The organism is Pseudogemmobacter bohemicus, from assembly GCF_003290025.1.
Taxonomy (GTDB): Bacteria; Pseudomonadota; Alphaproteobacteria; order Rhodobacterales; family Rhodobacteraceae; genus Pseudogemmobacter; species Pseudogemmobacter bohemicus.
The window spans coordinates 423,958-443,272 of the sequence record NZ_QNHG01000004.1; the positions used below are offsets into that span (position 1 = coordinate 423,958).

Annotated in this window: 23 protein-coding genes; all 23 read right to left on the bottom strand. The window is 64.3% G+C overall.

From position 1 onward, the window contains the following. Position 1: 1 nt before the first annotated feature. A complete protein-coding gene (locus DRF71_RS21070; RefSeq protein ID WP_112312491.1) occupies positions 2-2,473 on the bottom strand; it encodes a hypothetical protein in 2,472 nt (823 codons plus the stop codon). Further along, positions 2,473-3,090, bottom strand: a complete 618-nt coding sequence (locus tag DRF71_RS21075; RefSeq protein ID WP_112312492.1) for a hypothetical protein — start codon at positions 3,088-3,090, stop codon at positions 2,473-2,475. The genes DRF71_RS21070 and DRF71_RS21075 overlap by 1 nt, the downstream gene beginning before the upstream one ends. A 10-nt stretch (positions 3,091-3,100) precedes the next feature. Further along, a complete protein-coding gene (locus tag DRF71_RS21080) occupies positions 3,101-3,568 on the bottom strand; it encodes a hypothetical protein (protein ID WP_112312493.1) in 468 nt (155 codons plus the stop codon). A gap of 78 nt (positions 3,569-3,646) precedes the next feature. Next, positions 3,647-4,576 (bottom strand): phage capsid protein, encoded by a 930-nt coding sequence (locus tag DRF71_RS21085; RefSeq protein WP_112312494.1) that lies wholly within the window; start codon positions 4,574-4,576, stop codon positions 3,647-3,649. 300 nt (positions 4,577-4,876) lie between these two features. Next, the gene (locus tag DRF71_RS21090) at positions 4,877-5,245 is read right to left on the bottom strand and encodes a hypothetical protein (protein WP_112312495.1); all 369 of its coding nucleotides are present in this window, start codon (positions 5,243-5,245) and stop codon (positions 4,877-4,879) included. Further along, positions 5,238-6,071 (bottom strand): hypothetical protein, encoded by an 834-nt coding sequence (locus DRF71_RS21095; protein WP_112312496.1) that lies wholly within the window; start codon positions 6,069-6,071, stop codon positions 5,238-5,240. The genes DRF71_RS21090 and DRF71_RS21095 overlap by 8 nt, the downstream gene beginning before the upstream one ends. Continuing rightward, positions 6,068-6,304, bottom strand: a complete 237-nt coding sequence (locus DRF71_RS21100; protein ID WP_112312497.1) for a hypothetical protein — start codon at positions 6,302-6,304, stop codon at positions 6,068-6,070. Before DRF71_RS21100 ends, DRF71_RS21095 begins: the two co-directional genes overlap by 4 nt. Positions 6,305-6,314: 10 nt before the next feature. Then, a complete protein-coding gene (locus DRF71_RS27665; protein ID WP_157971222.1) occupies positions 6,315-7,421 on the bottom strand; it encodes a M15 family metallopeptidase domain-containing protein in 1,107 nt (368 codons plus the stop codon). Then, a complete protein-coding gene (locus tag DRF71_RS21110; protein WP_112312499.1) occupies positions 7,381-7,716 on the bottom strand; it encodes a hypothetical protein in 336 nt (111 codons plus the stop codon). The genes DRF71_RS27665 and DRF71_RS21110 overlap by 41 nt, the downstream gene beginning before the upstream one ends. Beyond that, positions 7,716-7,931: a hypothetical protein gene (locus tag DRF71_RS21115; protein WP_112312500.1), complete on the bottom strand. Its 216-nt coding sequence runs from the start codon at positions 7,929-7,931 to the stop codon at positions 7,716-7,718. The genes DRF71_RS21110 and DRF71_RS21115 overlap by 1 nt, the downstream gene beginning before the upstream one ends. Next, a complete protein-coding gene (locus DRF71_RS21120; protein WP_112312501.1) occupies positions 7,931-9,625 on the bottom strand; it encodes a portal protein in 1,695 nt (564 codons plus the stop codon). Before DRF71_RS21120 ends, DRF71_RS21115 begins: the two co-directional genes overlap by 1 nt. Next, a complete protein-coding gene (locus DRF71_RS28785) occupies positions 9,622-10,233 on the bottom strand; it encodes a hypothetical protein (RefSeq protein ID WP_157971223.1) in 612 nt (203 codons plus the stop codon). Before DRF71_RS28785 ends, DRF71_RS21120 begins: the two co-directional genes overlap by 4 nt. Before the next feature lie 5 nt (positions 10,234-10,238). Beyond that, complete coding sequence (locus tag DRF71_RS27670) at positions 10,239-10,412, bottom strand: hypothetical protein (protein ID WP_157971224.1); 174 nt, start codon at positions 10,410-10,412, stop codon at positions 10,239-10,241. A gap of 2 nt (positions 10,413-10,414) precedes the next feature. Further along, positions 10,415-10,942 carry a hypothetical protein gene (locus tag DRF71_RS21130; protein WP_112312503.1) on the bottom strand — a complete coding sequence of 176 codons (528 nt, stop codon included), beginning with the start codon at positions 10,940-10,942 and terminating at the stop codon, positions 10,415-10,417. After that, positions 10,939-11,355: an ASCH domain-containing protein gene (locus DRF71_RS21135; RefSeq protein ID WP_112312504.1), complete on the bottom strand. Its 417-nt coding sequence runs from the start codon at positions 11,353-11,355 to the stop codon at positions 10,939-10,941. The genes DRF71_RS21130 and DRF71_RS21135 overlap by 4 nt, the downstream gene beginning before the upstream one ends. Then, positions 11,355-11,579 carry a hypothetical protein gene (locus tag DRF71_RS28790; protein WP_112312505.1) on the bottom strand — a complete coding sequence of 75 codons (225 nt, stop codon included), beginning with the start codon at positions 11,577-11,579 and terminating at the stop codon, positions 11,355-11,357. The genes DRF71_RS21135 and DRF71_RS28790 overlap by 1 nt, the downstream gene beginning before the upstream one ends. After that, positions 11,579-13,261 carry a hypothetical protein gene (locus tag DRF71_RS21145; RefSeq protein WP_112312506.1) on the bottom strand — a complete coding sequence of 561 codons (1,683 nt, stop codon included), beginning with the start codon at positions 13,259-13,261 and terminating at the stop codon, positions 11,579-11,581. The genes DRF71_RS28790 and DRF71_RS21145 overlap by 1 nt, the downstream gene beginning before the upstream one ends. A gap of 279 nt (positions 13,262-13,540) precedes the next feature. After that, positions 13,541-14,113 (bottom strand): hypothetical protein, encoded by a 573-nt coding sequence (locus DRF71_RS21150; protein WP_112312507.1) that lies wholly within the window; start codon positions 14,111-14,113, stop codon positions 13,541-13,543. A gap of 492 nt (positions 14,114-14,605) precedes the next feature. Continuing rightward, complete coding sequence (locus tag DRF71_RS21155) at positions 14,606-16,579, bottom strand: hypothetical protein (protein WP_112312508.1); 1,974 nt, start codon at positions 16,577-16,579, stop codon at positions 14,606-14,608. Further along, positions 16,576-17,271, bottom strand: a complete 696-nt coding sequence (locus DRF71_RS21160) for a hypothetical protein (RefSeq protein ID WP_112312509.1) — start codon at positions 17,269-17,271, stop codon at positions 16,576-16,578. The genes DRF71_RS21155 and DRF71_RS21160 overlap by 4 nt, the downstream gene beginning before the upstream one ends. Continuing rightward, positions 17,268-18,488 (bottom strand): DUF7146 domain-containing protein, encoded by a 1,221-nt coding sequence (locus DRF71_RS21165; RefSeq protein ID WP_112312510.1) that lies wholly within the window; start codon positions 18,486-18,488, stop codon positions 17,268-17,270. The genes DRF71_RS21160 and DRF71_RS21165 overlap by 4 nt, the downstream gene beginning before the upstream one ends. Further along, positions 18,485-18,910, bottom strand: coding sequence for a hypothetical protein (locus tag DRF71_RS21170; protein ID WP_112312511.1), 426 nt, complete (start codon positions 18,908-18,910; stop codon positions 18,485-18,487). Before DRF71_RS21170 ends, DRF71_RS21165 begins: the two co-directional genes overlap by 4 nt. Then, complete coding sequence (locus DRF71_RS21175) at positions 18,903-19,208, bottom strand: hypothetical protein (RefSeq protein ID WP_112312512.1); 306 nt, start codon at positions 19,206-19,208, stop codon at positions 18,903-18,905. Before DRF71_RS21175 ends, DRF71_RS21170 begins: the two co-directional genes overlap by 8 nt. Between the last annotated feature and the right edge of the window lie 107 nt (positions 19,209-19,315).

Here is a 19,315-nt window from a genome sequence, read left to right on the forward strand (position 1 = left end):
ATCAGTCGTCCGTGATCATCATGGTGGGGGTGCGGGTCGAGATCGTCAGCGGCGCACCCGGCTCGGGCCGGATCCGCAGCCAGCTCTGATGCGCCCAACCCTTATGGCCGCCCAGCTCCACGACGCCGTCATAAAGGGCCGGCGCTCCGAACGGGTCATCAAGACCCGGGAACAACCGATCTTCACCGGTATCCTCGATCTCACGGCCGTCGAGACTGCGCCGCACCTGGAAAGTGCCGCCGGCCGAGCGATGCACCCGGATCCCGCTCACCCGATGGGTGCGCAGCCGCCCGTCATCGCCACCATCGGGCTGGCCGATCACCACATCCAGCGTGTCGAAATACTGCCGATCGGTTACATCCAGACCGATCCCGGCCCATGTCACGGGCCGGGGAAACGTCACCGAGCCTGCCGGACTAACCAGAAGATCCGTGACCGCGCCGATATCGGTCCAGGCTGTCACCACGGATCCTGCCAGATGATCCAGGCCCGAGACGGTCGACGAGGCCTCGCCCTCCCAGCGAATACCGCACATCTGGAACCATGCTGTGCACAGATCAGCCGGCGTACCGTCCAGGTCGACAAAGGGCGGTTCCATCCGCTCGACACAATGACGGATGACCCCGCCCAACTCGCGCCGAACCACAAGCCACAGGTCCTGTGAGGTGCCGTCATCCGAAGGCAAAATCTCGATATCGGTCACCATCCCGCCCAGATCGTGACGGCTGAACCCAACCACCTGCTGCCCGGGTTCGAAGGTGCAGCAGGCCAGTTGCCCCCCGGAAAGCAGAACCCACAGCAGCGGCAGTGGGGCGGTCTGGCGCACGATCTTGATCGCGCCGCCACCGAAAATATGGCGCGATATCGCCGTCAGATTTTCCGGCTTCAGACGTCCGGTAGCCTGCTCGACCTGCTCGTAAAGCAGCCGGGCCCCATCTTTCGAAAGGAAAACCGGCAAGCCATCAACCAACTCGGGCTGGGCATCAAAGGATCCATGCTCGCTGACGATGGTGTATTTCGCGGTCTCGCGCGCGAAAGCCCGATCCGCATCCGTCGCACGGCCGACGATCTCATCCGCATCGGTCAGCACAAACAGCTCATCCGATCCTTCGACAATAGACCGGATCATACCCTGTTTCGAACGGTTCGCGCTCAACCGGTAGCTGAAACCATCATCATCATTCGGGCCAGTGGCAAAATCCGTGGTGCCGTTGATCACACCATGCCAAAGGCGCCGGGGCTCCATACGCGTGCCACCATAGATATGGCGCTGGCCGAAAGCCCCGATAGCCCTTGGCCAGCCCTTCACATCCGACCAGGCCTGATCCGCCCAGCGATAAGTAGCCTTGTTCACGACGCCGGACGGAATGGCCCGCTCAACCGTTCCGGTAGCGGATACGGGCGAAGCAACCGCCGTGATCCTGATATCGCCAGCACCGTTATGCAGATATCGCCAGATTGGGCCACCCTTGCCCGAAAGCCAATCGCCCTCGGCATGTGTCGGCGCGTTGACACCCGTGGTCTTACCTGCGGACGATGTATAGATGGCAACGCATTCATAGGAGGCAACCCAAGGGTCATTACCTTCGTCGCCGCCACTGCCAGCGTATCTCAGATTGATCCTGTCGCCCAACCTGTATTGGCCGCCATCGACACGGCCGGCGTAGTAAGCGTCATATGTGATCTGCGCCCACTCGATCTCAAAATCGCGAAACGAAGCCGGTGGTGAAATAAAGATGCTGAAACCTGTCCTTACAGTTCCGACCGATCCATCCCAGGCGACGATCTCGTAGCATTTTCCGTCGTAATAGACCCGGTCGCCAATGGCGGCGGCGATGTCCGATGTCCAGTAAGGCGTATCGACAGCGTCAGTCTCGACCACCTGAAACAGGGTCCCGACATGTTCGGCCCCAAATATTGCCCCCGTCGCGGCAATCGTCACCTCACCCGAGGTTCCCGAGACCTGCACCCGCAGATCCTGATCGAGGTTGCGATCCGAGAACGGGCCGCCGTTGAATTGCGTCTGATCGAGGCTCCAGCTGGTCAGGGCGAACCGGCTCAGCGTGCGGGGCGCCAGCTCTCCCTCGGCCAGGTAAATCCTGTCGGACGACTGCAGGCTTTGCAGGCGCCTCGCCTGAGAAAGGGTATAGGGCGAAATGATCGAGAATGGCACACCGCCATCCAGCACCAACACCCCCTGCCGCCAGAAACGCAGCAGGCCTGCCGTCCATTCCAACAGCACCGCATCCTCATCACGAAACACGAAAGCCATGATCCGCGCATCGGCACCGCCCGCTGCAAAGCCCATGAAACGGGTTCCCGGCAGCCGGGTGACCGGCCCTTCAGGCAGCGGGATAAAGCCCCGGCAGGCTCGCGCACCATTCTGAAACCGGGAGAAATCCCGGCGGCCGTGCATCAGCTCGGACAATTCACCGGAAGAGGATGACAGCGCCGGCGGAGAGACCCTGACCATCAGCGCGCCCCCATCCAGGGAAAACTGATCGCATCAGCCCAGGCGCCAGCCTCATAGGCCTCACCGATGTTTGACCGCTCTGCCGCTTCAAGTGCATCGGCCTCCTGCATGACCGCGCGGAAATTCGACAGCATCACATCGGCACGGTTCACCGATCGCGCGAAGACCATGCTGAATTCCGAAGCCAGCAGGAATTCCAGCGCCTGCGTGAAGGCCGGCGCAAACAGAACCGGATTGTGGATATCGCGGGTAAAAACGATCTGAACCGGGCCGTGATCCTCGGTATAGACATATTCCTCGCGACTATGCCGGATCAGTCTGTCGCAACCCATCGGATAGACCGCCCGGATCCGCAGGCATTCCGGCGGCAAGGCCCAGGCGCGCGGCAGCCCGGGCGGGGTCGCCTCTCCGGCCACGTCCTGTCCGACCACACGCCGGCGCGCGAAACCCCAGTCCAGAGCTTCCAGCACCGAGCGCCGACGCGCATCATAGCGCAACCGGGCCTCCTGCGCCTCGCTGGATCTGTCCTCAAGACTGGTGAAACGATTGCGCGCCTCTGCCAGCCCAAGCGCGCGCTGGCAGATGACAACCGGACTTTCAGCCGTGAGGACAGACATGGATCAGCCCTCAGATATGCAGGGCGTAGCGGATGTCGAAATCCGCAGTACCAGCGCCGGTGGCATCGGCTCTGGCAACGAACATCAGCTCGGCAAAGGGCTTGTTCGGCATCTTCGCAAGGCCCAGCTGCTTCCAGAGTGGCTGGTTCCATTTCGCGGTGAAGACATCGAACAAAACGACGCCGGTGGCGCTGGCCCCTTTCGCCGCGTCATAAAGCCCGTCCGGATCCTCCGGCGTGCCGACGACAGCCTGCGCAAAGCCCCAGGCATCGGTGCGGATCCTGCTGTCATGCAACAGGATCGCAGCCCAGGGGATCTGAGCGATCAGATAGGTGGATCCGGTATTGTCGGTCGCGCCATTGGTGACGCGGCCGGCGACACGGTGAAAGACCCCCTGAAGGGCAGAAGAATCCGGGGCCTGGTAGCCATTGACACCAGTGACCCCGAAGATCGTGGATTTAAGTTTGACAACGGCCATGCGGCCCTCCTGTCGCTATGATGCGGGGATCGGGCCGGGCGGGATCCGCCCCGCCCGGATCATTCGGGCAGGTGCGGGTCAGGCCGCCTGCAGATCGCTCTCGATCTCGTTGACGCCGGTTTCATCCAGACGGCGGCAATCCATATTGGCGCAGATGTTCATGTAGAGTTCTTTGAACTTGCCGGTATCCTCCCAGGCATCGGACTTCACATCCTGCCAGACGCCCAGCATCAGATCCGACTTGAAGTAAGCCGGATTGCGCTGCACCAGGCGGTTACCGACGATTTTGGTCGGCAGGTCCTGGTATTCCAGCAGGAAATGGTTCCAGACCTTCGACAGCTTGCCATCGCGCGAAAAGGCCGGCCCGGCCTCCTGGCGGTAATCGGTGCTGGTCAGCTCGATCTCATTCGAGAGATCATCGATCTGCTCGGCCGTCACCAACAAAAAGGGCGTCTCGGCATCAAGGTCCTTCTTCGCGCCCGCGAACTTCTTGCGGCTGGCCTTGATCTTTTCCAGGTTCATCCCGACGGGGCCGGAACCAGCACCCGCCTGCACCCCCACGCCAATCAGCTGGGTCGCCGGGAAGGTGATGACCGTGCCTCCAAGCGCACCCTCATAGGCCTCGCCAAAGATGCCTTCGATGATCACATCCTGGTCGATGAAACGACGCACATTGCCAAAATGGTGGTTCATCAGGGGCGACTGGAAATTCACCATCCCCTGGAATTTGTCGTTGCTGTCGATATATTCGCCGCTGTCAAAGATCGGCTGGTATTTCAGCCAGCGGCGGCGACGGTTCGCCGGATTATCGCGGTTCGACGGCGCGCGGCCCTCACGACGCTGGGCCTTGCCGCTGTCGTAATAGGTCACAGGCGAGGATTGCTCGCCTTCGCAAGGCTGCTCAGAAACCGTATGGCGCAGCCTGCTGTCATTGTAATCGGCCGCCAGACGCGAGGCGTCCTGAAAGTTGATCCTGTGGGTCTGGGAAAATCGTTCAGCGTAGCTCACTGGCCCCTCCTCTGAACATGTTGCGGACAACGGTGTTCGGAGGACCCCCCGGCGAGACGCCGGACCCGACCTGTGCGATGCTGCCCGAAAAAGGAACAGCCGCTCGCGTGAGCGTGAGGACTTTCCCCCCGGTCAGCGGACCCCGGTTTATCGAGACCACCCGCCTTTACAGAATCAGTATTTCTGGCTGGACTTGAAATCTGTCAAGCCCTAAATCTTGATCACTGATCGCGGACCTGTGCAGGGTGTTGCGATCACCGCGCCGGCGAAGCCTCCCCTGGCCCCGCCGGCGCAACCATTTCAGACAGGATCAATCCGGGTGAGCCCCAGCTCTGCCAGTGCGGCAGACACATCCTCGCCGATCACGGCGGTGATCTGGCCCGGGGCTGCCGGGCCGCCGATCCGGATCAGCGCCTGGGCGCGGGCGGCGGCGGCCATGTCGGCGCCCCATTCGGGGGCGGTCAGAGGCGCGGCGGCGTTTGCGGGGTAGACAGCCGCCACCAGTCCAGAGGCCACGCGGTAACGGTTGCCGGCCGCATCCCGATATTCGGGCGAGATCGTAAATGTAGCCTCGTCTGCCGCGCTGTATCCCGTGGCCCGCGAAAACTGCGCGGCATCGTCCAGATGCGCGAGCGGACATGCGATGGTGATGCGGATCTGATCAGGCATAGAGACCCCCCCAATATGCACGGATCTGCGCCTCTTCGGTTGACGTGAACGCCCCCTGGCGCAGGATCACATCGGCCTGTGTCGCGCCCACGGCGGTCGGGATCAGGGCGTTGGTCGGGTTGGTGACCGTATCGACCGTGACGACGCCGGCAGCGCTGACCCAGGCGCGGCCATAGGTGCCGGCGGGCAGCGTGATTGACAGACTATCGCCGCCGTCTGTCTCCAAACACCATTTGCCCCCACTCTGGCTCAGCGTTGGGCGAGCCACCGCGACCTCCTGAGAGGCATGGTTGCCCGCGATCAGCCGCAGCGTCGGACGACAGACGAGGCCTGTCGCCGCATTGGTGTTGATCCGCAACAGGCTGCCCGGGCGGGCGATGACATCGGCCTCCAGAAGTGCGGGGGCGAAACTAAGCGTGTGTGCGATCGAGGGCATAGTCCCCTGCTGCCGCGCCCGCCCGTCACCGCTGACAATCTCCATGTCAAAGCGATAGAGGCCCTCGACTGCCGCCGTATGGACAGGCTGATTGGCGGTACTGATAGTGTATTCTGCGGCAGACAGCTCCGGCCCGAGGGCGCCGCCCTGCGAGCGGTCCGGCACAATCGCAACCTGCTGGCCTGCCGCCGCCACCCGCGCTACCACGCCAGTTGCAGTTTGCCATAGCCTGGCCTGGGTCGGATCGTAGCCGCCCGGCCAGTGACCGGGCTGGCCGGCCGCGAAAAGGTCGGATGGGTGGAACGGCAGAGGCGAGAAGACCCCCCTCTGCCCCAAACCACGCCAGCCCAGATGGCCCTTCTGGTGGCCAAGGTGGCGATCATGCCTCATGCCAGAGCCTCATAATGCACCAGACAGTCAGCACCTGCCCGCAGCCGCACCGTCTTGCCGGAGCCGACCGTCCAGGTCTCCCCCTCACGCCGGTCAAACCCGAAATCGGTATCGGCACCCGGGGCCTCCGTGGTGAACAGACAGGCACCCCGCCGCACCTGAAAATCCGAAGTGGCGGCAAGTGGGCCGATCACGACCCAGCCCGAGGCACTGGTAAGAGATACTTTCGGCATAGGATCCTCCTTATGCGCCGTATTGCGCGATGACGGTATTCAGGCCGTTCAGCTCTTTGGTCAGCTCGTTGATCCGGCGCTGATCCTGGGCACGGTTCGCCGCAGCCATCTCGCCGGTTTGACGAGCCATGATGACCTCTTTGCGCTGCTGCGCCTCTGCCAGCGCCAGCGCCGGGGCATTGCCGCCGCGTGGGATCGCCAGCGTGTCCTCGCCCAGCTTCTCGCCCAGGCTATGGAAGAATTTCAGCAAGGTCGCATCGCCCATGCCGGCATTCAGCTTCTCTGCCACCAGCTTCGCGGTCTCCGGCGCCAGTTTCATATCCGCCGCCAGCGCCTGGAAGGTGCGAACCGCCAGCTGCTGGTTCTGTTTCCAATTGCCGCCCCAGGCGTTCTGCAGATCCTTTGTCAGGTTCTCTTCCGCCGTCGCGGCGCCGGCGGCCAGCGCGGTAAACTTGCCGCCCATCGCCTTCGCCCAGAAATCGACATTCGACTGCACCAGTGCCGGTGGCAGACCACTTTCCAGCGCGAAAGCCCGGTAATCACTCAGCAGCGCGTCGTCGATCGGCATGTCTTTCGGCAGGCCATCGGGCAGCTTGACGTCGTATTTGTCCACCGCATCCGGCACACCGAAGCGAGATCCGTTCGCCTTCAGCCAGTCGCCAAAACTCTGCCCCTCGGCCGGCGCGTCCAGCAGCTGGCCCGGGTTCTTGCCCAGCCGGGTGACGGCCGAGATCTCGCCCTTCAGCGCCTTTTCCAGCGCTTCTTCGGCGGTGCCCTTGTGGTAGCCCGATTTGATCAGGTGCTGCTGCAGGGCGGGATCGGACCAGGTGCGGCCTTCATACCAGGGCCTTTCGCCACCTTCGCCGCCGCCAGCCGCGCCCGTTCCGCCCTCGCCAGCTCCTGCGCCAGCGTTCCCGCCGGCGCCCTGTCCGCCTTCAGCTCCAGCACCATTTGCGCCACTTGCGCCTTGAGCATTGCCAGTCGCTCCGGCTGCGCCGCCTTGCGCTCCTCCCTGAGCTGCAGCTGCACCGCCCTGCGCACCACCGCCAGCGCCATCGGCCTGAAAGAGACGGACATCAGCGGTAGTCCCCATCAGCATCGCCAAAAGTCTGTTCATATCCCTCGTGTCCTTCCCGGATCATATTGAGTTCGTCATGGGTGATTTCCGCCCGGGCCAGCAGGCCCAGGGCAAAGCTCTTGCGGGCGGCGCGCGCGATCAGCTCATCTGTCGGGTAAAGCCGCCCGGTTTCCGGATCGATATCCGGCTCGAACAGGTGACCCAGGACGCAAAGATCCCGGATCACCTGCGGATGCTGGCGCATGCGCCGCCAGCCCTCGGCCAGCGCCGTGGTGGCGCGGCGACCGAAAAGCGCCTGATACGCGGCCATGTATGCAATGCGGATCGCGCGCATCAGAACGGACCCTGATAAGGCAAGGACTTCTGGACGATATAGCCGTCAGAAATCCCGAATGAACGTAGCTTGGCCGCCAGATAAACGGGCAGTATCAGCCCGGCGCCACCATTCAGGTCCGAAGTGGAGGAAACAAAGCTCCTGAGCTTTTTCGCCTCGGCCTTCCTCAGGCGGGCAGCTTGCAGCTTCTTCCGCTTGTTCAGCTTCCTCGGCATCACATCCCCCCTTCCGGCGGCATCATCTGTGCCATGGCCGAGGCCGCATCCTTGCCGGTTGCCGCGAGCTGCTGCGCCATAGCCATCTGCTGCTGTTGCGCGGCGGCCTGCGCCCGCTGTTCGCGCCGGGCCGCGACGGCCTCGGGACTGCGCAGCATCACCGTGGGCGCGCCGCGCGCCTCGGCCAGCACCCCGAGCGCCCGATCGGTATCGACATTATCCCAGATCTCGGCCGCAGCCGAAGGATCAGACTGCGATCCGGCCAGCTTGTAGGTGTCTTCCAGCAGCCGCGCGGCCGCGACGCCCTCCTGCGCCCGCTGCGCCAGTGCCGCCACGCTCGTGAAGCGCATATCCAGCGGCTGGCCGGCCATTTCCTTCGGCGGCGGCGGAAACTGCCCGGCGCGAAACAGCAGCCCGAACCGCCGCTCGAGGAGGACCGACAGCCCTTCGGTCTGCGTCCGCCCGAGGTAGGGTGCCTGAAGGCGAAGCCGCTCTTCCATGCGCTCGATCACCTCGAGGTTCCCGAGGCCGGTGCGCCCGACCAGCGTCAGGAGCTGCGCATGCCAACCGTTTTCAACCTCCTCTTTCGCCTGCCGTTCCATATCGGCGCTGATCGGCAGGCCGTTCGAGGTAATGATCGGGCGCATCAGCTGCTGGCCCTGATGGCTGACAGCGCCATGCAGGAACGCCCCCGGGGCCATTTTCATCCCCTCTTTCACCGCCCGCGTGCCCGTGGTGCCAATGGGCGGGCGCGCCGCCAGCGCGCCGGCGGTGAGATTGTCGCGCGACATCGCCTGCAGCTTGCGCCCCGAGGCGAGCGTCAGATAGCCGAGACCCCTGCCCCAGGGGTTCGACCCATCGACATCCCATCGCGGCACGGCGAAGGGCTGTTCCCGCATACCGCCCTGGCGCACCACCGCCTGCCCCTCTTCCGAGACATGGGTGGAAACGAAAGGCATGCCTTTGGTGCCAAGCCGCCCGGGCGTGAAATCGTCATTCGGCTGCATCGCCTGCAGGAAACGCGTTCGACCATCGGTCTTGCCACTGGCGGCACGCTCGCGCAGCTTTGGCGGCAGCGCCTCTGGCCCGTAATACCGCGCTGCCTGCACCGGGTTCAGCCAGCGTTCAACGATCAGTTCATCCGCCATCCCGTCGGCATCGACCGAAAACACCGCATCGGCGGGGCTGATACAGGTATCGATCAGCTTTTTGCGACCCCGCCCCTCATCGCTGATCATGAAACCGGTGCCGAGGATCGGCACATCGGCAAGCCAGGTCACGGCCGAACTGTAGAAATTCGACACTGCCGGCGAAAAGCTCGCCAGCATCCGGCGCGACACGATATCCAGCCATTCCTTGACCGAGTGCCATTCCGCCAGATCCTTATCGAGCGTCGTCGCCTGGAACCAGTCGTTCGCCGGGTTGCAGAGCGTCGAATAAAGGCTCGAGGTCAGGTTGCCGGCCGCGACCAGCGTGGTCGAATTGAACAGCTCATGCAGGTTCCAGGCGTCCCGCTTTTCCCCGGAAGAAGAAAAGCCCTGGCGCTGCGGCCGGTAGATCCGCGCCACCGCGTCCAGCTCCTGGGCGCGGCCATTGCGGTCGGATTTCATCTCCTCGTATCGGGCGAAGATCTGCTTCGCCAGCGCCGACCCTTCCGAGCCGATCGAGGCAGAGAGGCGGACAGGGGCGTTCATTCGCCACCACCTTTCGCCGCGTCCAGCTCGAGGCGGTCGAGACGGTCGATTTCCGCGATAAGAAGCGCCGCAGCCTTCACAAGATCACGCCGACGCGTCGTCGGCTTCCACCAATCCTGCCGCCACGGCCAGATCAGCTTTGCCATCTGATCGCCCATGACGGTATCGGTCGCATATTGCGAGCGATAGACGGAATAGGCGGCAGCGGCGCCCGCAAGCTCACCCTCGCTGTGAGCGTCATCATGCGCCGCCGTCCAGCCTTCTAGGTGATACTGGCGCTCACGCTCGAAGATGACATCAACCGTCCCCATGGAAAGCTCGCCCGGATTGAGCTCCCAATCCTTTTCCCAATTTGCCGCAGCTGATACAGTCGAGCTGCGCGGCTGCGCACCAGCCCGCTCCTGGATCAATGCCAGCGCGAGCCGCCACATGGCTGGACCAAACCCGCTATCCTCCACCGAAAGCTCAGCCACCCGCAAAGTGTCACCGGTGTCAGGATCATTCAGCGGAAAATCCAGCCCGCATCCCTCTTTCAGGCTGTCGAACAAACGGATGCGATGCGCGCCTCGAGACACCAGCGCATCGGCAGCGTCATAAATCTCGCGCATACCCATCAGCCCGCGCCCCCCACAACGCCCAGGGGCGAGGTCAGCACATCGGCGGCAACGCCGGCGCGCTGGCGGCGGAGCGTCCGTTCCAGCTCGCCCTCACGGCGGGCAATGTCCGAGGTCGGGGCGGCCATACGCTGCACCGCGGGCGTGGAAATCTTCGGGGTCGAGAGGCACATGCTCATTCTCCTTTCGGTGATGTTTCAGGGGGTTGCAGTTCGTCTTTCAGCCAGACGAAACACTGGAAATCCTCGCCCGCACGGCCAAGCGCACGACGCGGCGGGCCTTCGGGCCGCGCGCCTGCGGATTGCAGGAAGCGATGCGCCCAGCGGTATCTGGACAAAGACAGCGCCTCGACCCGGTGCAGGCCCTCGGCAATCATCGCCGGGATAACCAGCAGCCGGATCCGGGCCGCGATCTCGCGCGCCTCGGCCAGACCCAGGTGCTTTGTGCCCACCAGATGCGCGATACCGACCCCGGGCGAGGTAGCCATCACGCCGAAGAAGGCCAGCGGCACCAGCCCGCCAGCAGGCCGCGCGACCTCGAACCACAGATGCGCCGGCTGCGATGCCGCCAGATCGCGGTAGAGCGACCATGCGTCCATATCCGGCCGCATGGCGAAGATCTCCGCCGCGTCCGAGGCGCGCATCTGCTGGCACAGGTAAAGCACCATCAGATCAGAGAAAGCCTCGAAGGAAAGCCGCTTCATGCCGCCACCCCCTCCGCCGGCAGGTTCCGCCGCCAGTCGAAAAACCCGAGCTCGCCCTTGACCGGGATCAGAGCCACCGGCCGCGCATTGCGCAGCACGAAACCCCAGGCACCAAAAAACCACTTACTGCGGCTCTCGCTTACGCAATCGACGATCTCGACCACGCCCACGATCCCGCCACGCGGCAAGTCGCTGTAATCGGCAGGCACCCCGGCCAGATCGAAGCCGAAAAACCCCTCAAATTCGCCGATGTCGCGCCCGGTCATACCCTTGGCGGCATGCAGGCAGACAAGCCCGCGCACCTTTGTCGGCCAGCTGCGGTTTTCGATATCCTTGCCGGCGTTGAACATCGCCCAGATCCAGGGCTGCCGCACAGAAAGCGCGAGCTTCGGAAGGTCGGGATAGGCCTGCATCACAAGCCCTCCGGCGGAAGCGCAGGGCACCCCGCGAAATGCGCATTCCCGACCCGGCCACAATCAGGGCAGGCAGCCCCTTTGCGCGTGACTTTCGGGATCGAGGTCTCGCGCACGATCGCAAACCCCGGCACGGGAACAACCTGCCGTCGCAGCGCGTGTAGCTGCGCCACCCGCGCCTCATGCTGCGCAAAGGCAGCGCCAACACCACCGAAACCGCACATCAGAACCCCTCCAAAGGATTGAAATCGTAACTCTGAACACCCGCGCCGCCCGACCAGCCGCCATCGGACGGGGAGTGATCCATCGCGGAAACCGCCTCCTCGGCCAGCGCGGCGGTCAGCGGGCGGCCATCGGGCAGGCTTTCGGCCAGCATCATGTAGCCGCCGGCGTCGATCACATCGGCCGCCCGGTTGCCGCGCTTTTTCGGCACCCGCTCGGCATTGCCGGCCTTGTCGACCTCCTGCGCCCAGACGTAATCGTTCTCCAGGCCGCGCCGGATCATCTTGCAGCTGGGGTCGATCAGCAGCCCGGGCTCGCCGAAATGGTTGAAATCCATCGCCGCCCGCCAGACCGACAGGCGCGGCTTCAGCCGGTTGCCGCCAAGGCGCTGCGGCTCGATCGGCAGGCGCGCAGCGGCGGAAACCTCGTTGATCCAGGTGACATCCTCGAGGCTTTCATTCGCGTTGCCGGCCAGATCGCAGAAAGCCGGGTCATAGATCGGATGGCCCGGGAACCGCTCATCCAGCAAAGCCCGCAGCGCGCGACCGAAATCCGGCGCGAAGACGCTTTTCTTGAACCAGAGCTCCGCCAGGATCCGCCACTGGAAGGGCGCGAGGAACTGGCCGATCACGGCCGCCCCGAATTGCCCCTGGTCAAGGCCAATCCGCAGCGGCACCCCCGGGATCGCCCGCAGCGGCACCGGCGAATTATGGATCCGGGGCTTGAAGTGATCGAGGAAGACAGGATCCCCGATCCGGATATAGCCGATCTTGTTATAGATCAGCCGGTCAACATCATTGCCCCGCCCCTCGGCCTTCATCGCGGCGATGGCGCGCGGGTAGTATTTCCCCTTCAGGTTATCGAGGTTCTCGCAGCCATCCTCACCAAAGCCCGGCTGCCGGAAAAAGGTGATCTTGATCCCCTGCTCATCCAGCTCGCTGCGCACCGCCTTCGCCTGATCATCCATACCCTCGGCTTCGATGACCCGGACAGTCCAGTTTTCCTCATCCGGCGCGTTGTAGCTGGCCGAAACCTGCCCATAGCTGCGCATTTCCGGCGGCAGGTGCGCAAAATGGTCGGGCGGCGGGTAGCGGTCGATCCGGGTGATCCCTTTGGTGAAAACCGCGACCGGGTTTGTATCGGCCTCCTCCATTGCCAGATCAGTGACCTGCACACCGCGCACATTCGCGTCGATCTCGGCCGGTGCCGATCCGAAGGCCATGAACTCTGCAATGAATTCGATGGGGCCCCACTGATCCTCGAACCTGATCGAGTGGGTCACCGGATCGCCGCGACCGCCAGCCCAGGAGCCGAGCTTCTTCGGCATCACTTCCCACCAGCTGGGGATCGTGGTCGACCAGAGCTGCCGATAGGTCTCGCGCACGATGGCGACCTTGTAGCGCCGGATCCCGTCGATCCCCGAGCGCGGCATCATCTGGGCCCGGCGGATCCTCGAGCGCAAATGCGCCGTGGTCTTGCCAGAGCCGACAGGGCCGCGTATGCCTATGACATCGTCGTCGCAAAGGAAAAACCGATGCGCGACCGGGCCGGGGGGCTTCCACAGATCAACGCGCGGGAATTCACGCGCCTCAGTGACCCCCTGGACAAATGCGTCGAGGGCTTTCGCGCCGTTGAGATCGCGGAAATCCTCTTCCTGCCGCAGCGTGAAAAGATCAAACGCCATAGGCCATACCCCCCACCCCATTGGCCGGTCGGAAATTTCGGCCCATACCCCCCTGCCCTGGCCGCGCCGCGTCCCATTTCCTGAATGGGGTCGGAGGCACGGGGATACGATCAAAGGCGTGGGGGCGCCCCCCGGGTCGGGTCGAGGTCAGGCCCCGCGCGAGGCAAGGCAGGGGGGGGGTGGTCGCGCCGGCACGGCCGAGGATCAGCCCCAGATTTGCGATCTGGGGGGCGACCGATTTTTTACCCTGCCATTTCAGGCACTTAATCATTGCGTCCGTCACTCATCATCCGACGCCGCAGCATCGCCCCCGCTAACCTGTTGATTTTGCTCGATCTGCATCATGCGCACGTCCAACGGCGCGAAGCCCGCGCCAGCGCCAGGCATCGCGCCCTGCACCGCGACCGCAGCCGCATCGCCGGCCATCAGGATGTTGACCGCAGGCGCCTGCACCGCGATGTCAGGCGTGATCTTGGCATGCCAGTAGGGCATCAGCTCCGCCGCAGCCTGCCGCATCTCGCGCGCCACCAGCATCACCGGCTCGCCCAGCGTCGCCGCGATCTGCGCCGCATAGCCCAGCGGATGCAGATCCGGCCGATCGAGGCCCGCCAGCATCGCCAGCTGTTCCGCCGGATCGCGGTAGCCGCGCGCCGCCATCAGCTCGCGGATCTTGCCGCGCAGCTTGTTCGAGGATCCGGCAGGCCTGCCCGGCCCGCGCCGATCCTCGACCGGCACTGCCTCACCCTGATCACCGCCGAACATGTCGAGCTGGCCGCCCGCCTCACGCTCAGCCAGCAGCGCCCGGCCTGCCGCCATGGCGATTTCGCGCGGATCCGGCTTATCACCAGCCATCGCAGGCACCCCGCGACGCAATAAAACCAGAATATTTTATTGTTTTCAGCGGCTTGTCCGAAATCGGCAGGGTCAGAGCCAGCCCAACTACTACGTTGTAGGGGCGACGTAGGGGGCGGCGTAGGGCTTTTTCTTTCTTTTTCTCTTTCAGGAACAAAGAGATAAGAGAAGATACTACGCCACTACGCAAAAAACAGGTGCATACGTGCGCGCATCCGCGCCCGCCTGTGCACACACATGTATATGGTGAATTTTGGCGTAGGGGCGTAGTGGACGGGTCTAAGCCGTTGAAACAGCAGACATAAAAGCCACTACGTCGCCCCCTACGTCCGACGCCCGAAAACGTAGGGGCGTAGGGGATGGATACCGGGAAATTATCCCCCGAACCCGGGTCGAAAGCCCCGCCCTTCGCGCTCTTAATGGCAAGCGTCGGGTGCGGGTCAGGGCAGACACTACTCCGCCGCGCTATGGTCGGGCAAGCCTCCAGCATCGTCAGTAATGATCCTCCGGAATATCGCCGGTATCGCCGCCGGCAACGGGTGCGGGGGCAGGCACAAGGCCGCCATCCTCACTGTCGAGGGCCATCAGGCCCGGAATGGACGAAAACGGGATCTCAGAGCCGCGCGTCTGGATCCCCTCGAGGTAGCGCGAGGTTGCCGAGGCCGTGGCGCCTGGCACGCGCTGCAGGGACTGCGTCCAGGCGCCGCCCGCCCAGTCCGACTTCTCAAACAGCGCCTTCAGCCCTGCCAACTGTTTGGTGGCAACGAACAGGACAGGCTCCTCGGCCGAGCCGATCACCCGTAAGCCGAAGGGCGCCAGATAGCGGTTAGCGATCTTCGCCCGATCAGCATCACCCGCGAAAGCATCCTCGCCAAACATGCGCCGCGCAGCACCAGGGCGCTGCCCTGCCACCTTCAGCCAGCTGGCAATGGTGTGGGCCTGCCCCTTGCGCATCGGGTCGATCATCTGGGTCAGGAGCCATGTGATGACATCATCGGCATCCGACCCGATCTCGGTCAGATCGTTGCGCACCGCCTTAGCCACCTTCAGGGCCCATCCGGCCACGGCCTCGGGTGCGGGGAGATCGGCATTCTCGGCCATATCTGCCATCGCCAGCACCGTGGCCCAGTTGTCGCCGCGCCGGCCATCGATGCCCTTTGCCGCCAGCCCGACGCGCCAGCGATCCAGCCGCTCCGCCCAGGTGGGCCAGCGCCCGATCAGCAGCCGCTTCAGCGCATGACCGCGCTTCGTCCAGATGTCAGATCGCAGGATCGGCGGTGCCTTATGGCCTTCCGGGAAGGGATCGAGATCGAGGATCAGGATGCGCGAGCGATCCTGCGGCTTCAGCTTGCCCGGGATCAGGATCGAGGAGGCGACAAAGGTGGAGCGGATCACCGTCTCAGTGGTGGACTGATCCGGGTTCGACCGGATCCGCCGGCCGCCGGAGCTGGCGATCCGCATCAGCTCGATAATCGCGGCCTCTTTGGTCGATCCCTGATCGCCCGGCTCGAGTTCGTCGAGCGCCACGGGAAGCGTGGACAGCCGCAGGAAGTTCGAGATCGAGGCCGCAGTGGCGTTTTCCGCCTTCAGCAGCCCCTTCTCGCCGCCCATCAGCAGCATGATCAGCCGCTGCAGCCGGCTCTTGCCCGTAGAGGCCCCGCCGGTGAGCCAAAAGCTCGGCCGCCATTCCAGCGCCCCGCCCAGGATCATGCAGCAGATCATCCCGATGGCAATTTGCGCATCCAGATCACCCCGGCGCCAGCGCCAGCTTTCAAACTCTTCCCGGATCGCAGGCATCGGCCCGGGATCTGTCACCGCCGCCGCAGGGTGCGGGATCGGCGGGGCGGCGGGATAGATCTTGCCGCCCATGGCCGAGGGCGGGATCTCATCGCCACCCTTCAGCAGCACATCGCCGCAATGGTAGATCAGATTGCCGTCATCATCGGACCAGGCCCCGACGCCGCGCACCGTGCCGACCGGATCAAACATGCCCTTGTCGGCACAGGCCGAGATGATGTCCGAGGCCGCCGTCGTCGCATCAAACCGCATCGGCTGCGGCTTGTCGCTGCCCCGCGCAAAGGTCGGGTATCGGTGCCACAGGAGGTGCTGGCGGTTCCCGAACAGCTTGGCGATCGACTGAATATCGATCTTCACCAGCGTTTTCAGCTGGCCATGCAGATCGATCAGATACATCCGGTCATCATTGAAACCGAGCGGCGTGACCGGGCAGCCCTTCCAGATCTCGCCCGGCGGCCGCTCGCTGTTCTTGCGCGCGCCCGGCAGGGTTTCCTTCTCGGGCTTCGGTGCCTTGCCTTTGCCGCCATCACCGCCGCCCCCCGAAGGCCGGGGAGGATCCTTCGGCGGCGCGCCGGCGCCACCGCCAGCCCCATCGGCCAGCGGAGCCTGATCGAGATCCCGCGCCAACTGGTCAACAGGGCGCAGCTCGCGGACATTGTCCTCGTTCATGCTGCGCCGCCCTCTGTCAGGGCGGCGCGGATGCGGGCGGCGTAGTCGGCTTGGGCGGCGTCGTGAGCCTCGCCGGGATCTGGGAAAATGGCATCTATGCCGTCAGATGTCGAAAGAAACTCGTCGCAGGTGTGCCACTCGATCCGCACTTTGAAGCCGTCGCCATCCTCGCCGTCGATGGAATATCCGATAGGCAGGCGCGTACTGGCGTAGCCCGTAGACATGTCCAGCCCCTTTACCTTCATCTCCCCGACACGGGCCAGCGCGGCGTCACGCTCGGCCAAGGCAATCGTCAACTCCTCCTGCTTTGCGTCCGCCTCCAAAACGTAGGCATCACGCTCGGCTTCCACCCTCGCGACACGAGCGTTGAGGGCAACCACCTCCTGCTCAGAAGTCAGGATGCTTTCACCCATGATTTTATGAGCATCCCACTCGTCTCTCAGGTCACGCAGCGTATCCGCGTCATTGCTACTCCCGAAAAACTGGCGATCTCCATCATCCTCGATCGCCCCAGCAACCACGGCGACGCGATGATAGACCTTGGCGATGACATTTCGCGCGGTTTTCAGTGCTGCCCTGGACGTTTCAGCGCGACCTTCGGCAACCTCAACGGCGATTTTCTCTTGCCGCAACTGCCCTTGCAGACGCTCGACTTCCGCAGTCAAAACTGCGCTCCGGACAGCTTCGCTCACGCTACCCCCTCCATTTCCTTGAGAACGCGCCGCAGCGCATCATTCAGATCCTCACCCGGGATCCGTGATTTCCAGACCCGCACCACCCGGCCGGCCCGCTTGTGTTTCGCGACCGCCTCGGCCAGCTGCGCCTGCGCCTGGGCGCCCTGGTCATTGTCGGCCGCCAGGATCACTTCCGAGACATTCGCCGGCAGCTCGACCTCACCGAGGTTCCAGATCGACCCCGCCGCGATCACCCGCTCAGGATCGAGGCCGGCCAGATGCCGCAGCATCACGCCTGAAAGCCCGTTCTCGATCCCCTCGGCTATGAAAACCCGCGTCCCGGGCGGGCATTGCGACAGCGCAGCCCCCCGACCACCGCGCGGGCCCAGCCCGTTGCACAGCCGGATCGAGCCGCCGGTGTAATCCGAGAACACCTTTTTCGCGTCCGGCAGATCCGCCTTGACCCAGCCCCGCTCGCCCAGGGCCAGATAGGTCCGGTGGCAGTCGATGATCCGACCCTTCAGCGCGATGGCCGTCAGCATGGCCGGCATCCTCACCGCCTTGCCTTTGACCCGGCGGAAGGAAACTTCACCGCTGTCCGGATCAACATGCTCTTCGCGCACATCCGGCACATAGAAGCATTCCGGGTGATACCGGATCGCGCCCGGGGCATGGCCCAGAAGGGAGAGATCTATCCCCCTGCCTTTCAGGTAGAGATCCACCGGCGAGCCGCGCAGCTCACGCTGGCCCGACAACCAAAGCGCCTCGGCCTTCTTCTGTTTCTTCAGGAGCTGCGCCGCCCGATCGACAACCTGCGCCTCGCGCTCGCGCTTCAGCCGCGCCGCATGTTCCTCGCGCTGGCGCCGGGTGGCAGGATCCTCGGTCTCGAGGCCCAGAAACCGCCGCGCCTCGGCCAGCGCATCCCGCGCATGCGTCAGGCCCAGCGACATCCCGATCAGATCGATCAGATCGCCGGTCAGATATTTGCCGCGCCCGCTGCCCGCCGGCGCACAGGCGAAATCCACCCACCGCCCGGCATCAGGCCCGGACATATGGATGCAAAACGAGCCCACATTATTGTCGACCCGCCCCGGGTTCAGCGTGAAATAGAGGCTTCCCTTGTGAAACGCCCCCGGCGCCTCGGGCGCATAGCGCGACACGACGCTGTCGATCTGCGCCAGCAGCCGATCCTTGATCGTCTCGATCGAGACTTGCTGGCGGGGCTCATAGCTCATCCCGCCTTGCCCCGCATCTGCACCACCTGCCCGGTGGCCTGCGCCTCTTTCATCCGGGTGGCGGTTTGCAGGTCTTCCCAGGCACAGCCGAGCCGCATCACGAAAAACGGCGCCAACACCCGCCACAGGGGGGTATGAACAAACCACCAGTCGCGCGAGGCGGCCAGATCAGCGCCATGCGTCTGCCGGTAGCCCGCGACGATATCCGCCGCGTCCAGCACCTCCTCGAACTTCTGATCCTGGCTCAGCTCGCGCCGCGCCTTCGGCAGCGCCTCGACCAGCAGATCCAGCGCCAGCATATTTGTGCTGTCATCGCGACCGAGCGCCAGCACCGCCAATGCGTTCACCACGACCTGCTGCGCCATGCTCAGCCGGGCCGGGCGCGGATGCGGGATCAGATCTTCTGCACCGACATCAGCCATCGACATCGCTCCGGTAGCGCGCCGGCGCTGTAGCCTCGGGGTTCAGAACCACCCGCAACGCCACCCCCAGCTCCTCGCCCAGCAGGCGCAGCGCATAGGCATCGCGCTTCAGCGCCGGATATCGATCAGCAAAGCTGAGCACCGCCTGGCGCAACGCGTCACCGGGCAGAAGCGCATCCATCGCGCGCTCCTCCATTTCATCGACACGCCAAGGCGAAAGGTTGTTCTGCCGCGCCAGCATCGACACCGACAGCATGGCCGTCATCACACCCACCCGGGCATGAGCTTCATTCGTCATGCAAGACACCCCGCAAAGAAAGGGCGGCGGCCGCAAGGGAGAGCCACGGCCGCCGCAGGTGTCACCCCTGGGATCGACGCAATGGCAGCGCGGATCCATACAGGCTT

Excerpts from the sequence above, each read along its gene's own strand:
- DRF71_RS21070 (WP_112312491.1), bottom strand. The coding sequence starts at position 2,473 with ATGGTCAGGGTCTCTCCGCCGGCGCTGTCATCCTCTTCCGGTGAATTG.
- DRF71_RS21075 (WP_112312492.1), bottom strand. The coding sequence starts at position 3,090 with ATGTCTGTCCTCACGGCTGAAAGTCCGGTTGTCATCTGCCAGCGCGCG.
- DRF71_RS21080 (WP_112312493.1), bottom strand. The coding sequence starts at position 3,568 with ATGGCCGTTGTCAAACTTAAATCCACGATCTTCGGGGTCACTGGTGTC.
- DRF71_RS21090 (WP_112312495.1), bottom strand. The coding sequence starts at position 5,245 with ATGCCTGATCAGATCCGCATCACCATCGCATGTCCGCTCGCGCATCTG.
- DRF71_RS21095 (WP_112312496.1), bottom strand. The coding sequence starts at position 6,071 with ATGAGGCATGATCGCCACCTTGGCCACCAGAAGGGCCATCTGGGCTGG.
- DRF71_RS21100 (WP_112312497.1), bottom strand. The coding sequence starts at position 6,304 with ATGCCGAAAGTATCTCTTACCAGTGCCTCGGGCTGGGTCGTGATCGGC.
- DRF71_RS27665 (WP_157971222.1), bottom strand. The coding sequence starts at position 7,421 with ATGAACAGACTTTTGGCGATGCTGATGGGGACTACCGCTGATGTCCGT.
- DRF71_RS21110 (WP_112312499.1), bottom strand. The coding sequence starts at position 7,716 with ATGCGCGCGATCCGCATTGCATACATGGCCGCGTATCAGGCGCTTTTC.
- DRF71_RS21115 (WP_112312500.1), bottom strand. The coding sequence starts at position 7,931 with ATGCCGAGGAAGCTGAACAAGCGGAAGAAGCTGCAAGCTGCCCGCCTG.
- DRF71_RS21120 (WP_112312501.1), bottom strand. The coding sequence starts at position 9,625 with ATGAACGCCCCTGTCCGCCTCTCTGCCTCGATCGGCTCGGAAGGGTCG.
- DRF71_RS28785 (WP_157971223.1), bottom strand. The coding sequence starts at position 10,233 with ATGCGCGAGATTTATGACGCTGCCGATGCGCTGGTGTCTCGAGGCGCG.
- DRF71_RS27670 (WP_157971224.1), bottom strand. The coding sequence starts at position 10,412 with ATGTGCCTCTCGACCCCGAAGATTTCCACGCCCGCGGTGCAGCGTATG.
- DRF71_RS21130 (WP_112312503.1), bottom strand. The coding sequence starts at position 10,942 with ATGAAGCGGCTTTCCTTCGAGGCTTTCTCTGATCTGATGGTGCTTTAC.
- DRF71_RS21135 (WP_112312504.1), bottom strand. The coding sequence starts at position 11,355 with ATGCAGGCCTATCCCGACCTTCCGAAGCTCGCGCTTTCTGTGCGGCAG.
- DRF71_RS28790 (WP_112312505.1), bottom strand. The coding sequence starts at position 11,579 with ATGTGCGGTTTCGGTGGTGTTGGCGCTGCCTTTGCGCAGCATGAGGCG.
- DRF71_RS21145 (WP_112312506.1), bottom strand. The coding sequence starts at position 13,261 with ATGGCGTTTGATCTTTTCACGCTGCGGCAGGAAGAGGATTTCCGCGAT.
- DRF71_RS21150 (WP_112312507.1), bottom strand. The coding sequence starts at position 14,113 with ATGGCTGGTGATAAGCCGGATCCGCGCGAAATCGCCATGGCGGCAGGC.
- DRF71_RS21155 (WP_112312508.1), bottom strand. The coding sequence starts at position 16,579 with ATGAACGAGGACAATGTCCGCGAGCTGCGCCCTGTTGACCAGTTGGCG.
- DRF71_RS21165 (WP_112312510.1), bottom strand. The coding sequence starts at position 18,488 with ATGAGCTATGAGCCCCGCCAGCAAGTCTCGATCGAGACGATCAAGGAT.
- DRF71_RS21170 (WP_112312511.1), bottom strand. The coding sequence starts at position 18,910 with ATGGCTGATGTCGGTGCAGAAGATCTGATCCCGCATCCGCGCCCGGCC.
- DRF71_RS21175 (WP_112312512.1), bottom strand. The coding sequence starts at position 19,208 with ATGACGAATGAAGCTCATGCCCGGGTGGGTGTGATGACGGCCATGCTG.